The sequence below is a fragment of the Leifsonia sp. McL0618 genome, from assembly GCF_049994905.1.
Taxonomy (GTDB): Bacteria; Actinomycetota; Actinomycetes; order Actinomycetales; family Microbacteriaceae; genus Diaminobutyricibacter.
Map to the genome: position 1 here is coordinate 315,741 of NZ_CP188258.1, position 14,225 is coordinate 329,965.

Annotated in this window: 15 protein-coding genes; 7 read left to right on the forward strand and 8 right to left on the reverse strand. The window is 67.0% G+C overall.

Features of this window, described 5'->3' with window-relative positions; all coding sequences use genetic code 11:
• The first annotated feature begins 103 nt into the window (after positions 1-103).
• Entirely contained in the window at positions 104-1,507 is a 1,404-nt protein-coding gene (locus ACPPVQ_RS01525; RefSeq protein ID WP_426521361.1) for a rhamnulokinase, read from the forward strand.
• 16 nt (positions 1,508-1,523) lie between these two features.
• Here ACPPVQ_RS01525 and ACPPVQ_RS01530 read toward each other — a convergent pair whose 3' ends face one another.
• Positions 1,524-1,871, reverse strand: coding sequence for an L-rhamnose mutarotase (locus tag ACPPVQ_RS01530; RefSeq protein WP_426517912.1), 348 nt, complete (start codon positions 1,869-1,871; stop codon positions 1,524-1,526).
• Between the two features lie 247 nt (positions 1,872-2,118).
• On the opposite strand from ACPPVQ_RS01530, the gene ACPPVQ_RS01535 reads away from it, so the two are divergent.
• Positions 2,119-3,129, forward strand: coding sequence for a LacI family DNA-binding transcriptional regulator (locus ACPPVQ_RS01535; protein ID WP_426521363.1), 1,011 nt, complete (start codon positions 2,119-2,121; stop codon positions 3,127-3,129).
• A 21-nt stretch (positions 3,130-3,150) separates the two neighbouring features.
• Here ACPPVQ_RS01535 and ACPPVQ_RS01540 read toward each other — a convergent pair whose 3' ends face one another.
• Together ACPPVQ_RS01540 and ACPPVQ_RS01545 are read right to left on the reverse strand one after the other, a co-directional pair.
• Positions 3,151-4,446, reverse strand: a complete 1,296-nt coding sequence (locus ACPPVQ_RS01540) for an MFS transporter (RefSeq protein WP_426521365.1) — start codon at positions 4,444-4,446, stop codon at positions 3,151-3,153.
• A gap of 5 nt (positions 4,447-4,451) precedes the next feature.
• Positions 4,452-4,910 carry a MarR family winged helix-turn-helix transcriptional regulator gene (locus ACPPVQ_RS01545; RefSeq protein WP_426517914.1) on the reverse strand — a complete coding sequence of 153 codons (459 nt, stop codon included), beginning with the start codon at positions 4,908-4,910 and terminating at the stop codon, positions 4,452-4,454.
• Positions 4,911-4,997: 87 nt separating this feature from the next.
• Between ACPPVQ_RS01545 and ACPPVQ_RS01550 the strand changes: the two genes are divergently transcribed.
• The gene (locus ACPPVQ_RS01550) at positions 4,998-5,843 is read left to right on the forward strand and encodes an alpha/beta fold hydrolase (RefSeq protein WP_426517916.1); all 846 of its coding nucleotides are present in this window, start codon (positions 4,998-5,000) and stop codon (positions 5,841-5,843) included.
• 111 nt (positions 5,844-5,954) lie between these two features.
• Positions 5,955-7,004, forward strand: a complete 1,050-nt coding sequence (locus tag ACPPVQ_RS01555) for a lipoate--protein ligase family protein (protein ID WP_426517918.1) — start codon at positions 5,955-5,957, stop codon at positions 7,002-7,004.
• Positions 7,005-7,008: 4 nt separating this feature from the next.
• Here the strand turns inward: ACPPVQ_RS01555 and ACPPVQ_RS01560 are convergent, their stop codons facing one another.
• Entirely contained in the window at positions 7,009-7,611 is a 603-nt protein-coding gene (locus ACPPVQ_RS01560) for a GNAT family N-acetyltransferase (protein WP_426517920.1), read from the reverse strand.
• An 84-nt stretch (positions 7,612-7,695) separates the two neighbouring features.
• Here ACPPVQ_RS01560 and ACPPVQ_RS01565 point away from each other — a divergent pair, with 84 nt between their 5' ends.
• Entirely contained in the window at positions 7,696-7,968 is a 273-nt protein-coding gene (locus ACPPVQ_RS01565; RefSeq protein WP_426517922.1) for a hypothetical protein, read from the forward strand.
• Positions 7,969-8,067: 99 nt separating this feature from the next.
• Here the strand turns inward: ACPPVQ_RS01565 and ACPPVQ_RS01570 are convergent, their stop codons facing one another.
• Positions 8,068-8,352, reverse strand: coding sequence for a GNAT family N-acetyltransferase (locus tag ACPPVQ_RS01570; protein WP_426517924.1), 285 nt, complete (start codon positions 8,350-8,352; stop codon positions 8,068-8,070).
• Between the two features lie 37 nt (positions 8,353-8,389).
• Between ACPPVQ_RS01570 and ACPPVQ_RS01575 the strand changes: the two genes are divergently transcribed.
• Positions 8,390-9,250, forward strand: a complete 861-nt coding sequence (locus tag ACPPVQ_RS01575; RefSeq protein ID WP_426517926.1) for a DNA-methyltransferase — start codon at positions 8,390-8,392, stop codon at positions 9,248-9,250.
• A gap of 5 nt (positions 9,251-9,255) precedes the next feature.
• Here the strand turns inward: ACPPVQ_RS01575 and ACPPVQ_RS01580 are convergent, their stop codons facing one another.
• Entirely contained in the window at positions 9,256-9,999 is a 744-nt protein-coding gene (locus tag ACPPVQ_RS01580; protein WP_426517928.1) for a dienelactone hydrolase family protein, read from the reverse strand.
• A 79-nt stretch (positions 10,000-10,078) separates the two neighbouring features.
• On the opposite strand from ACPPVQ_RS01580, the gene ACPPVQ_RS01585 reads away from it, so the two are divergent.
• Positions 10,079-10,906, forward strand: coding sequence for a phosphatase PAP2 family protein (locus ACPPVQ_RS01585; protein ID WP_426517930.1), 828 nt, complete (start codon positions 10,079-10,081; stop codon positions 10,904-10,906).
• 17 nt (positions 10,907-10,923) lie between these two features.
• Here the strand turns inward: ACPPVQ_RS01585 and ACPPVQ_RS01590 are convergent, their stop codons facing one another.
• Positions 10,924-11,946 carry a LacI family DNA-binding transcriptional regulator gene (locus ACPPVQ_RS01590; RefSeq protein WP_426517932.1) on the reverse strand — a complete coding sequence of 341 codons (1,023 nt, stop codon included), beginning with the start codon at positions 11,944-11,946 and terminating at the stop codon, positions 10,924-10,926.
• A gap of 191 nt (positions 11,947-12,137) precedes the next feature.
• Complete coding sequence (locus ACPPVQ_RS01595) at positions 12,138-14,183, reverse strand: MDR family MFS transporter (protein WP_426517934.1); 2,046 nt, start codon at positions 14,181-14,183, stop codon at positions 12,138-12,140.
• Between the last annotated feature and the right edge of the window lie 42 nt (positions 14,184-14,225).

The following is a 14,225-nucleotide window of genomic DNA, read 5'->3' on the forward strand; positions in this document are numbered from 1 at the left end:
GTCCCAGCGCAAGCGCAAGCGACGGGACGCACGCGTGAGCACGGCGACGGGAGTGAGCGGGGCAGTCGCGGCCGTCGACCTCGGGGCGACCAGCGGGCGCGTCATGCTCGGGCGGGTCGGGCCGAACACCCTCGAGCTGGATGAGGCCGCGCGGTTTCCGAACATCCCCGTGCGGTTGTGGGAGGGCGACCACTCCGCGCTTCACTGGAATGTCGTCGAGCTGTACCGCAACGTCACGGCCGGGCTCGGCGCCGCGCTGCGTGCGGAGCCCGGACTCGTCAGCGTCGGTGTGGATGCGTGGGCCGTCGACTACGGGCTGCTGCGCAACGGAGTGCTGCGGGGCATCCCGTATCACTACCGCGACGAGCGAGCGGCGGAGGGCACCGACCTCGTCCACGCCCGGATCGGGGCGGCCGAGCTCTATCGCGAGAACGGCCTGCAGTACCTCCCGTTCAACTCCCTGTATCAGCTTGCGGTCGACCGTCGGCTCGGACGTCTTGAGGGGGCCGACTCGCTGCTGCTCATCCCCGACCTCTTCACCTACTGGCTGAGCGGCGAACGGGTCGCCGAGCGCACCAACGCATCGACGACCGGCCTCCTGACGGCCGACGGGCTGGGCTGGAACACCGGCCTGATCGATGCCCTCGACCTGCCGCGCGGGCTGTTCCAGCCGGTCGTCGAAGCGGGCACCACGGTCGGGTCTCTCCTGCCGAGCCTCCGAGCGGACCTGCAGGTGCGCGGAGCCGGACCGCGCGTCACGGCTGTCGGGTCGCACGACACCGCATCCGCCGTCGTCGCCGTGCCGATGCACGCCGAGACCGCCGCCTATATCTCCTGCGGAACCTGGGGCCTTGTCGGCGTCGAACTCGAACACCCTGTGCTCACCGAAGCCGCGGGCACTGCGAACTTCACGAACGAGGGCGGCGTCGACGGGCGCGTGCGCTTTCTCCACAACGTCATGGGCCTCTGGCTGCTGAGCGAATCGATCCGCACCTGGCACGCGCGAGGACTCGACGTCGACCTCGTCGACCTGCTCGAACGCGCTGAGGCATACACCGGTCCGGTGCCTGTCTTCGACGCGGACGATCCTCGCTTCCTCGCCCCCGGCGACCTCCCGGCCCGCATCGCCGCCTGGTGCTCCGAGAACGGCCTCGCAGCCCCGGGCACCCCGGTCGAATACGTGCGCAGCATCGTCGAAAGCCTCGCGGATGCGTTCGCCGCGGCCGTTCGCACAGCCGCCGAACTCGCAGGGCGCACCATCGACACCGTGCACATCGTCGGCGGCGGCGCGCGCAACCGCCTGCTCTGCCAGCTCACCGCCGACCGCGCCGGACTGCCGGTGCTTGCAGGGCCGGTCGAGGCCACCGCCATCGGTAATGTCCTCGTGCAGGCGAGGGCGCAGGGACTCGTGAACGGCGACCTGGAGTCGCTGCGTGCCCTCGTCATCCGTGCGCACGAACCGGTGCGGTACGAGCCGCGACCGGTCACGTCGGGCCGCTCGCGCTAGTCGTTGGCTGAAGCCGCTAGTCGAGGTGAAAGTACTCGGTGAGCTGCACCATCGTGCGGTCGGGTTGGACGTCGGCCGCGAAGTATTCCGCCATGGCCGCCTGCCAGCGGTCGTTCACCGGACGCAGCGCCATCCCGGCGAGCGATCGCTCGAAGTCGTCGGTCTCGACGTATCCGATGACCAGCGCGTCGGCCTTGTCGACGAAGAGCGAATAGTTCGACCATCCGGTCTCGCGGAGCGCGTCGAGCATCTCGGGCCAGACCGTCTCGTGCGCTGCCAGGTAGTCGTCGACGCGGTCGGGCTTAAGGTGCATGGTGAAGCACACGCGCCGCGATGGGGCGCTTTCGGGGCTCGTCGTCGACATGGGGGCTCCGTTTCTCTGCCGCGGGTGTTCAAATGAAACGTTCAAATAGACCGGGACGTGAGCACTCTAAAGGCAGCGAGGCGGGCGGGTCAAGGCGCGAAAGTGCCTCCCATCCGGTCGAAGACGAGCGGCGGATGCACGTGCCGAAGCGTGCGCACGACTGGGTTGAACAACAAATTGAACGATTCATCCGAATCACGTGCGACAATCGGTCTACATCCCGAACTTCGACCTCGAGGAGGGCGACATGCCGTCGGTCAGCGTCCGCGACGTCGCCGCACTCGCCGGAGTCTCGGTCGGCACCGTTTCGAACGTGCTCAATCGTCCCGACAAGGTGGCCGACGACACGGTCGGCCGGGTGCAGCTGGCGATCGAGAAGCTGGGATTCGTGCGGAACGATGCGGCCCGCCAACTTCGCGCCGGCCACAGTCGCGCCATCGGCCTCGTGATCCTCGACGTCGGCAACCCCTTCTTCACCGACCTGGCGCGCGGCGCCGAAGACCAGGCGTCCAGGTCGGGATATTCGATCATCCTCGGCAACAGTGACGAGAAGGCGGAGCGCGAATCCGCCTACCTCGACCTCTTCGAAGAGCAGAGGGTGCGCGGGGTGCTGATCTCGCCGTTCGGCGATGTCGAGCCGCGCCTGCGTCGCCTGCGCGACCGGGGCATCCGCGCCGTGCTCGTGGACAGGACCAGCCCCGACACGTCGTTCAGCTCGGTCTCGGTCGATGACGTCGCAGGCGGCCTCATGGCCGTTGAACACCTGATCGAAGCCGGCCGCAAACGCATCGCCTTCGTCGGGGGACCGTTCGAGATCCGCCAGGTCGCGGACCGCCTCGAGGGGGCGAGGCAGGCGGTCTCCCGCTATGCGGGGGTGTCGCTCGAGGTCATTCCCGTGGCCGCACTCAGCGTCGTCGAAGGCCGCCTCGCCGGGGAGACGATTGTCGCCCGCCCCGCCGACCAGCGGCCGGACGCCATCTTCGCTGCGAACGACCTCATCGCGACAGGGCTCCTCCAGGCCCTGTTCATGCGTGGCACCGTGCGGGTGCCCGACGAGATCGCCCTCATCGGCTATGACGACATCGACTTCGCGAGCGCGGCGGTGGTGCCGTTCTCATCCATCCGCCAGCCCAGTGCGCTGATCGGGTCGACCGCAGTGCAGCTGCTCCTCGAAGAGGCGGCCGACGCCGACCTCAAGCCGCGGCAGGTCGTGTACCAGCCGGAGCTGGTTGTGCGGGCGAGCACGCTCGGCGGGTAGCCGGCGCCGGACGCACGCAGCTCAGGCGCGCTGCGCGGCAGCCTCGCCGGCGCCGATCGCCTCCTGCACGTCTTCGCGCCGGGCGAGCACGAACTGCACGCGCCACGAGCGGAATTCCACCCGCAGGCTGCGGTATTTGACGAGGTAGAACACTCCGACGAGGGCGGCCGCGAATCCGGATGCCGCGGCAACCCCGAGAGCCCAGCGCGGCCCGAACGCGTCGGCCACCCATCCCACAATGGGTGCCCCGATCGGGGTGCCGCCCATGAAGATCGCCATGTAGATCGCCATCACGCGGCCACGCAGTTTCGGGTCTGTGGTCATCTGCACTGTGCCGTTGGCTGTGGTCATCAGGGTCTGGGCCGAGATGCCGACCGCGATCAGTGCGATCGCGAACAGCCAGTAGGTGGGCATCAGCGCAGCGATCGCGCAGGCGCCGCCGAAGAATGCGGCTCCCGCGAAGAGCAGGGCGACCCGCGGCCGTTCCCGCCGCGCCGACAGCAGTGCGCCGGCGACCGACCCGATGGCCATGATCGACGACAGCAGGCCGAACTCACCTGCGCCCTTGTGGAACACGCTCACCGACATCGTCGAGATGAAGATCGGGAAGTTCAGGCCGAACGTGCCGATCAGGAACACCATGATGAGAATGACCTTGATGTCTGGCCGCTTCCACACGTAGCGGAAGCCTTCGGCCAGCCCGCCCCTGGTGCGTTTCGCCCTCGGCGACGGGTGCAGTTCGCGGATGCGCAGGAACTTCAGCGAGATCAGCACGGCCCCGAAGGTGGCCGCGTTGATGAGGAACACCCACCCGGCGCCGACGGCGGCGACCATCAGGCCGGCGACGGCCGGGCCGATCATGCGCGCGACGTTGAAGGACGCAGAGTTGAGTGCGACGGCGTTGGACAGGTTGGGGCCTTCGACGAGCTCGGACACGAACGTCTGCCGCGCCGGTGCGTCGAACGCGGCGACGCAGCCGAGGGCCAGCGCGAACAGGTACACCTGCCAGAGCTGCACCTGGCCGGTGACCGTCAGGATGCCCAGCCCGAGCCCGAGCGCACCCATGATCCCCTGCGTGGCCATCAGCAGTTTGCGGCGGTCGAGGTGGTCGGCGGCGAACCCCGTGATCGGCAGCAGCAGAAGCTGCGGAGCGAACTGGAGCGCCATGACGATGCCGACGGCGGTCGCGTTGTTGTGGGTGAGCTGGGTGAGGACGATCCAGTCCTGGGCGGTGCGCTGCATCCACGTGCCGACGTTCGACACGAGTGCGCCACCGGCCCAGATGCGGTAGTTGACGCCGTTGAGAGAGCGGAACATCGCACTCACGAGTCGGCAAGCTCCCTCATGATCGCAGAGGCGTCCGCGAGCGTGCGGCGCTGTTCGGGAGTGAGCGTGCGCAGTCGCTGGTACAGCCAGGCGTCACGGCGCCGCCGCGTCTCGGCGACCAGTTCGCGGCCCTTCTCGGTGGGCGTGATCACGACTTTGCGTCCGTCGTGCGGGTCGGCGACGCGCACGATGAAACCCGAATCTGCGAGGCAGTTGACGGTGCGGTTCATGGATGGCGGTGTCACCCGCTCGTGTTCGCTCAGCTCCCCGAGAGTGTGGGCCCCTTCGCGCACGAGAAAGGCGAGGGCGGCCATCTGGGCATCGCTGACCTCGTCGTCGGCTTTCTCTGCGCGCAGCCGCCGACTGAGGCGGGCGACTCCGACGCGGAGTGCCGTGCTGAGGTCGTGCGTGGAGACGCGCTTCGGCCGATCGATCGTGGTACCGGTGGTGCTCATATCGTTAGCCTAACAAATTAGCCATGCTAAATAAACCGATCGGATGTCGCTCGCCGCGAACAGGCCCCGATACGACAGAATGAGCGCGTGCCCACCTTCACCGACGAACACGGCATCGCCATCACGTACGACGTGTGGCCCGTGTCGAACCCGCGTGCCGTCATCCAGATCGCCCACGGCGTGGGGGAGCATGCCCAGCGTTACGCGGAACTGGCCGCCCATCTCAACCGCGACGGCTTCGCTGTCTACGCCGACGACCACCGCGGCCACGGCCGAACAGGAATGCAGCAGTGGAACGGCGACAGCAGCAAGCTCGGGCGGCTGGGCCCGGGCGGTCTGCGTGCGGCTGTCGTGGACGTCCACCAGTTCAGCGGGATCATCCGCACCGAGAACCCCGGACTTCCGCTCGTGATCCTCGGACACAGCTGGGGATCGTTCATGGTGCAGATGATCCTCAATCGCCACTCCGCCGAGTACGACCTGGCGGTGCTCTCGGGGAGCGCCTACCGGGTGCCCGGCTACCTGAACAGTGGAGACCTCAACAAGCGGTACGCCGGTCTCGGGACGACCGGCGTGGAGTGGCTCAGTCGCGACCCCGCCGTCTCGCAGGCGTTCGTCGACGACCCGCTCACCACATCCGTGCCCCTCGCGAAGCTGTTCGGCCCCGCCGACACGCTGCGCATCATCGGGCGTCCGGCCCGTGCCCTCGCCCACGACCTGCCGCTGCTGCTCCAGGTGGGCGGCGGCGACCCCGTCGGGGGCGAGCGGAGCGTGCGGCGACTCGAACGCGCCTACCGCGAGCGGTCGGGGCTGACGGATGTGACGACCATCGTCTACCCGGACGCGCGGCACGAGGTCTACAACGAGACCAACCGTGCAGAGGTCATGGCCGACCTGACCGCGTGGCTCGACGCCCGCATCGCGCGTCGCTGACCGCCCGGCTCGCGGCGCCCCATCGGTCGACTTTTGTCGCTTCGCGAGCGTAGATGCGGCAGAAGTCGGCCGAAGGCCTGATCGGAATCGGGAGCGGCATAGGCTTGGGGCATGCACGGTGAATACAAGGTCCCCGGCGGCAAGCTCGTCGTGGTCGACCTCAACGTCGTCGACGGCGCCATCGCCGATTTCCACCTCTCGGGAGACTTCTTCCTCGAACCCGACAGCGCACTCGAGGCGATCGACCGGGCGGTGAACGGCCTGTCCGCTGAAGCGGATGCGGCTGCCTTCGCGGCCGCCGTGAAGAGCGCGCTGCCGCAAGACGCCATCCTGCTCGGGTTCTCGCCCGAAGCGGTCGCCGTCGCCATCCGCCGGTCGCTCGCCAAAGCGACCAGCTGGCGCGACTACGACTGGCAGCTCGTGCACTCAAAGGCGGTGCCGCCGGTGATGCAGATGGCGTTGGATGAGGTGCTCGCGACCGCGGTCGGCGAAGGCCACCGCCAACCCACCCTCCGCATCTGGGAATGGGAGGAACCGGCCGTCGTGATCGGCAGCTTCCAGTCGGTGAAGAACGAGGTCGACCCCGTCAACGCTGTGAAGTACGGCTTCGACGTGGTCCGTCGCATCTCCGGCGGCGGCGCGATGTTCATGGAGGCAGGCTCGGTCGTCACCTATTCGATCTATGCCCCGGCCGACCTGGTGCAGGGCATGAGTTTCGCAGACAGTTACGCGTTCCTCGACGAGTGGGCGATCATCGCACTCAAGTCGCTCGGCATCGACGCGTTCTACCAGCCGCTCAACGACATCGCGAGCCCCCACGGAAAGATCGGCGGCGCCGCGCAGAAACGCCTCGGCTCGGGTGCCGTACTGCACCACGTCACCATGAGCTACGACATGGACGGCCAGAAGATGACCGAAGTGCTCCGCATCGGCCGCGAGAAGATCAGCGACAAAGGCATCGCGAGTGCGGCCAAGCGCGTCGACCCGCTCCGCAGCCAGACCGGCCTCTCCCGCGCCGAGATCATCGACCAGCTGAAGGCCACCTTCACGAACCTGTACGGGGCGACCGCGGGCGACATCACGCCGGAGGAGTACGCGGCCGCAGAGAAACTCGTGGCCGAGAAGTTCAGCACCGAAGCCTGGTTGTACCGGGTGCCGTGAAGGCTCAGGTGGGGCCCCCCACCTCGCGCCACATCGTCGTCGCGGTTGCATCGTCGAGCACCGCGTTGATGCGGCCGACAGGGCGGAAGCCTGCGCGCTGGTAGCGGTGGTCGTTGGCGGGGTTCGTCGACTCGAGGTAGGCGGGGAGTCCTTCTGCGTCGAACGCGGCCAGGTTCTCGGCGAGGAGCTGTTGCCCGATGCCGCGCCCCCGGAAATCCGGATGCGTCGCCAGCAGGCTCAGATACATGTGCGGAGTGGTGCGTGGATGCGCCGTGTCGAAGCGGTCCCAGAGGTCGTGGAACGCCTGAAGCCTCGCGGGCTCCAGGTTCGCCGCCATGAGCTCGTCGACCTCGGCCTCCTGCTCGTCGGTCAGGTCTTTCGCGCCCGGGGGGAGCCAGACGGCGACGGTCGAGGCGTCGTCGGCCATGAACACCGTTGAGTAACCCACGGCGCCTTCGACGAACAGGCGCCAGAACGGGCGCGCGTGTCCGGTCCCGCCGTCGGAGCGTGCGAGTGCGACCGACCAGATCGGGTCGTCGCTGAACGCGAGTGTGATCGTGTCGGTGACCGCGTCGATGTCGGACGGGAGGGCGACCCGGGACTCCATGCCGCAACTGTACGCCGTCGCTGCAGGCTACGTTCCGTGACAGCACGGAGGTGTCACCCATATGCGTCACGTACCCTTAAGCCCGTGAACTGGTGGATCCTCGGCTCAATCGCGGCAGCGCTCGTGCTCGGCTATATCTCCGTGCACTTCGGCTGGGTCGACCTCTCGAACAAGTCGAGAAAGGTCGGCGGCTCCAGTTCGAGCATCGTCGGCATCGGTGACGAGGTCTTCGCACCGACGCGCCACGAAGCCCAGATCGAGCTCGACCGGCAGAGCGTGCTGCCCGCACCGGCACCCGTGGCCGGCGACGGCGACAAGGGCATCTTCGACGGCAAGATCCGCATCGACCTGCGCTGACTCGCTCGATCGCCCGTCGATTGTTCGAAAACGGCTAGTGCAGATCGGCCGAACCGGCCTTTTTGCATAAGCGCCGCGGGAACCGGGCGGATGCCGCGGTCAGCGAGCGAGCAGGTCGCGGTATTCCGGATGCTCGCGCAGCCAATGCCGCACGTACGGGCAGGATGCGACCAAGCGGCGATCACTGTTGTCGCGCACGTCGTCCAGCGCGGACTGCACAAGGATGCTCGCCAGCCCACCTTCGCGGCGTTCCGGGTCGACCTCCGTGTGGTAAAAATCGATCTCGTCGTCGTGGATGTGGTACTCGGTGAATCCCACCTGTTCGTCGTCTTTCAGGATGACGTAACGGTTGAGTTCCGGTTCGTTCCTGACCGTGATTCCCATGGCATGAGCGTAGCGGGAGCGCTGAGAGAATGGGTCCATGCCCGACGCCTGGACCCCCGCATCGTCGAGCAGGGTCGTTCACGCCGACAATCTCGACGTTCTGCGCGCGCTGGATGACGCATCCTTCACGCTCATCTACCTCGACCCACCATTCAACACGGGCCGCAGGCAGGCCCGGCAGACGACCACGTCGGTGCGGAGCGAAGGCGGCGCGGGATCCGTCACCGGGTTCAAGGGCCAGACGTACGAGCGCATCAAGGGCGACCTGCTGCGGTACGACGACCGGTTCGACGACTACTGGGAGTTCCTCGAGCCCCGCCTGATCGAAGCCTGGCGGCTGCTGGCCGACGACGGCACCCTATACCTGCACCTCGACTATCGCGAGGCGCACTACGCGAAAGTGCTGCTCGACGCCCTCTTCGGCCGGGAATCGTTCCTCAACGAGATCATCTGGGCGTACGACTACGGTGCGAAATCGAAGAACCGCTGGCCGACCAAGCACGACACGATCCTCGTCTATGTGAAGGATCCGTCGAGCTACTACTTCGACTCGACCGCCGTCGACCGTGAGCCGTACATGGCGCCCGGACTCGTGACTGCAGAGAAGGCGGAGCTCGGCAAGCTCCCGACGGATGTGTGGTGGCACACGATCGTGTCGCCGACCGGTCGCGAGAAGACCGGCTATCCCACCCAGAAACCGGAAGGCGTGCTTCGGCGTATCGTGCAGGCGTCGAGCCGCGAAGGCGACTGGGTGCTCGACTTCTTCGCGGGAAGCGGCACGACCGGTGCGGTCGCAGCCGCCCTCGGGCGCCGGTTCGTGCTCGTCGACCAGAACGCCGAAGCCATTGCGGTCATGCGCGACCGGTTCGCCGGGGTCCCGGGCGTCGACTTCGTCTGAGCAGGTCAGCGGAGGTATTCACCGAAGAACGCCTCGATACGCGCCCACGCGTCGGCGGCGGCCTCGGGGTTCGGGCCGGCGCCGAGGATCATCCGCATGACCGGGCGCAATGCGGGCGCCCCCTCCTCCTCCTCGTTCAGGAAGGAGTGACCCGCATGCGGGTACTCCTTCACGTCGTGGGGGATCCCGTTGCGCGTCAGCAGTGCGTCGAGCTTTGCGGCGGCGTTCGTCAGCGAGCGATCGCGGCCGCCGTAGCTGGCGACCACCGGGCAGGCGTCGGCGAGTACAGCATCTGCGTCTTTCGGGAACCGCCCGTAGTTCACCGACGAGACGTCGTAGCGGCGGCCGCTCGCCAGCGCGAGCGCGAACCCGCCGCCCATGCAGAAGCCGATCACCCCGACCTTTTCCGTGGTGTCCGGGCGTGCCAGCAGCATGCGCCTTGCCGCCTCTATGTCCTGGAACGCGCGACCGCGACCCGTCGACAGAGCCCGGAACGTGGCCATCAGGCATTTGCGAGCGCCGCCCTGAGAGAAGAGGTCCGGCATGATCGCGAGATAGCCGGCCTCGGCCATCCGCTGCACCTGGCGGCGCATGTTGTCGTTGATGTCGAACGCCTCGTGCACGAGGATCACGCCCGGCCACGGGCCCTCGCCCACGGGAATCGCCATGACACCGCGCAGGCCCTCGCTGGTCCCATCGACATCGGACGGGATATCCACAGCGACGACGGTCGGGGCCGGAGCAGTCATAGCTGATTCGATCACGAAACATGCGCGAGTGCACCCGTCGTCCAAAGATTCACAGGGTTGGTGTGGAAGGCTCTTACATATGCGAATCGGTACGCAGCTGCGGGCTACACCCTTCCTTCTGGGGGCCCTCGCGTCGGCTGTCGCCTTCGTCGCGGTGTACCTCGTCTTCGTGCGCAGCTACATGGGGCAGCTCATCGACGAACGGGCGTTCACGGGTGCCGATGTCTGGAAAGGCAGCGTCGCGGACTTCGCGCGCAGCTTCCTGAGCATCCTGCCGATCGCCGCCGTCGTCGTCGCCTGCATCATCGCGATCATCGTGGTCGTCGTACGCCAGAACTGGGTGGTGTTCATCGTGGCCGTCGCGGCCGCCGTCGCAGCCAACCTCAGCACGCAGGTGCTCAAATACGCCATCCTCAGCAGGCCGGAGAAAGGCGTCGACGTGCTCAGCAACTCGCTGCCGTCGGGCCACACGACGGTCGCCGGATCCGCCGCTCTGGTCGTGTTCCTCGTCTCGAGCCCGCGACTGAGACCGCTCGCCGCCGTCCTCGGAGCTGCATTCGCGATCGTGGCCGGGGCATCTACGCTGGTCGAGCAGTGGCACCGGCCCAGCGACGTCGTCGCAGGCCTGTTCGTGGTCTCGTTCTGGGGATGCCTTGCCGGATGCGTGCTCGCGTGGCTGCACGTGCGCACCGCCGAATTCCCGGTACGCACAAAACTGTGGCCGTTGTTCTGGGTCGCGGTCGGCCTCAGCGTGATCGGGATCATCTCGCTCGTCGTCACCTGGGTGTCGGCGCAGAGCGGGGGCAGCCACCTGTTCGTGGCTTACGTCGGGGGAGTCACGGCGATCGGCGCCATCGGCTTCGCGATCGCCGTCGCAGGCAACCGCCTTTTCCGCGCGCTCCCGTAGCGGAGGCGCGGCGGCCGCTACGTGCTCTGCCGCACGACCAATTCGGTGGGCAGCATGGTTACGCGCTCGACCGCCGTGCCAGACATCAGTTTCACGAGCACGCGTGCCATCGTCTCGCCGAGCCCGATCGTCGGCTGGTGCACCGTCGTCAGGGGTGGGGTCGCCGTCAGCCCGTAGTAGTCGTCGTCGTAGCCGACGACCGCGATGTCGTCCGGGATGTTCAGCCCGGCTTCGTGGATGGACGCGTACGCCCCGGCAGCCATCTGGTCGTTGGTCGCGAAGAGTCCGTCGATGGGAACCCCGCGGGCGAGGAGGCGCTTCATCGCCTCACGGCCCGAGGTCGGCGAGAAGTCGCCGAATTCGATGAGCGACTGATCGAGGCCGTGAGCGTCCATTGCGCGTCGCCACCCAGTGAGACGGTCGAGGCCGGCGGGCATGTCCTGCGGTCCTGCGATGATCGCGATGTTGCGCCGTCCGCGTTCGATCAGATGCTCGGTGGCCCCCGCCGCACCCGCAACGTTGTCGACGTCGACGAAGTACGACCCCTGCTCCGCCTCGTTGATCGGTCGGCCGCCGAACACGACGGGCAGTGACTGCCCCAGGTGCGCATACGAGTGATCGCCCGAGTGGTGGGAGACGATGAGCGCGCCGTCGACGTTTCCGCCCATGAGGTAGCGGCGGGTCTTGTCGGCTTTGAACTCCGACGAGATGACCATGTTGAGCGTGTACTCGGTCTCGGCGAGGTGCAGGGCCGCGCCTTGCACGATCGATCCGAAGAACGGGTCGGCGAAGACCTTGGCCGTCGATTCGGGAACGACCAGCGCGACGACCTGGGTGCGTTTGCTCGCGAGTGAGCGTGCAGCCCGGTTGGGCACGTAGTTGAGGTCGGCGATGGCTTTGTTGACGACCAGGATCACCTCGGGTGTGACCTTCGTGGAACCGTTGACCACGCGGGAGACGGTCGCGCGCGAAACTCCGGCCAGCGACGCCACCGCCTCAAGGGTGGGCACCGCATAGCTCTCGCGTTCATCCGCGGTCATCTCGTGGTTCCTCCCGGTCCGCTCTCAATGTTAAGTGTCAGCGGGAAGGTGCACGCCCTGTAATGGGAACTATCGAGAGGCAGGGTCCGCATCGTGAGAGTGCTCTCTCATCGGCGTGAACCGAGCGAAAAGCCCGGCCCCGGTTTCCTGGGACGGAAACCGGAGCCGGGCTCCGTAAACGAATCGTTACACTAATCGGTTGCCGGGGCAGCCTTCGGGCGCTGCGCGCGAACCGATGCCGTGTCGGCTCCTGGCTCGATCAACGCACCGAAATTGTCTGCCGCCCGATGGGCGATGACGCCCGTGTCGAACTCCTCCGCCGCGTCGTCCGACTCGTCGGCCGATGCCAGGAAGCGTGCCAGTGCGCCGGCGGGAACTTCCTCTTCTTCCTCCATCGCGGCGATGGCCTCCGCATCCGCCTTGTTGTCGGCCGCCTCCTGGAGCGCCGACTTCGAACGAAGCGGTGGCGTCTTGAAGAACAGTGCCAGCACGAAGGCGATCAGCACGACGATGAGGGCGACCCAGTAAATCAGGACGGCCGACGCGTTGAAGCCCACCAGGAACGGCTTGGAGAGCCGCGGGTCTGCGCCGTTCAGGAACGACGTGTCATTCAGCGTGCCGGAACTCGCAGAAGGGCCCGAGCTGCTGCCGAGGTTCTTCTGGATGGTCGGAACCGTGGCTGCGACGACCGCCGCGCGCTGCGAAGCATTCGAGAAGTCGATCGGGTCGGCCGGTACCTGGGTCTCGGCGAGAGCCTGCGGCACGCCCTGCTTGACGAGAGCGGCCACGCCGGCCTCGTGGGCGGCTTTCTGGGCACCAGCCTCGATCGGCGTGACGATCGGGTCGTATACCAACGACATGATCTGCTTGTTCTCGGGTGCGCTCGCCACCGACGGGGTCAGTGCCGCGTCCAGCGCGCTCGTGAGCGTCGCCTTGTCGGACAGCGCGGTCGTGATGTTCGACGGGAAGACGGCGAACAGGAGGGACAGCAGCACCGCGGTGCCGAGCGTTCCACCGATCTGACGGAAGAACGTCGAGGCGCTCGTGGCAACACCCATGTCGCGCAGGCCGACCGAGTTCTGGCTGGCGATCGTCAGCGTCTGCATCAGCTGGCCGAGGCCGAGACCGATCAGCAGCATCGCGCCGGCGATGAACCAGTACGACACGTCGTACCGAAGGAACGTCAGGTAGAAGAACCCGCCAGAGAGGAAGGCCGTGCCGAGGATGGGGAAGATACGGTATCGACCTGTGCGCGCGATGATCTGGCCGCTGGCGATCGAGGAGATCATCAAACCGAGGATCATCGGCAGGGTCTGGAAACCGCTCTGGGTCGGCGTCGAGCCGAGCACGAGCTGCAGGTAGAGCGGGAGCGTCAGCATCGCCCCGAACATGCCGAAGCCGACGAACACGCCGATGATGGTCGCCATCGAGAAGGTCGGCGAACCGAACAGCTTCAGCGGGATGAGCGCGTCGTCCTTCATGGCCATCTCGATGAGGATGAAGGCGATGATGCCGACAGCACCGATCACGTAGCAGGCGAGTGCGCCAGGGCTGCCCCAGCCCCAGTTGCGGCCTTCTTCTGCGACGAGCAGCAAAGGCACGAGCGCGATGATCACCGCAGTGGCGCCCCACCAGTCGATACGCGCCGAACCCCGCTCATGCGACGGCAGGTGCAGGAACCGCAGCACGATGAGCAGTGCGACGATGCCGATCGGCACGTTGATCAGGAACACCCAGCGCCATCCGGCGATACCGAGGATCTGCTCGGCGCCGGCGAAGAGACCACCGACGAGCGGGCCGATCAGGCTGGAGATACCGAAGACCGCGAGAAAGTAGCCCTGGTATTTGGCTCGTTCACGAGGAGCGAGCATGTCGCCCATGATCGCGAGCGGCATCGACATCAGACCGCCGGCACCCAGGCCCTGGATGGCACGGAACACGGCCAGCTCGACCATCGACGTCGAGAAGCTCGCGAGGATCGAGCCGATGATGAAGACGACGATGGCGAAGATGAAGAGCGGGCGTCGTCCGAAGATGTCGGACAGCTTTCCGTAGATCGGCGTGGAGATCGTCGAGACGATGAGGTAGGCCGTTGTGACCCACGCCTGCTGGCTGAGACCGTGCAGGTCATCGCCGATGGTGCGGATCGCAGTGCCGACCACGGTCTGGTCGAGAGCGGAGAGGAACATGCCCGCCATCAGGCCGAAGATCACGAAGAGAATTTGCCTGTGCGACATGATCCCCGGGGAGGGGGCGGGCGGGGCAGCCGGATTTGCTGT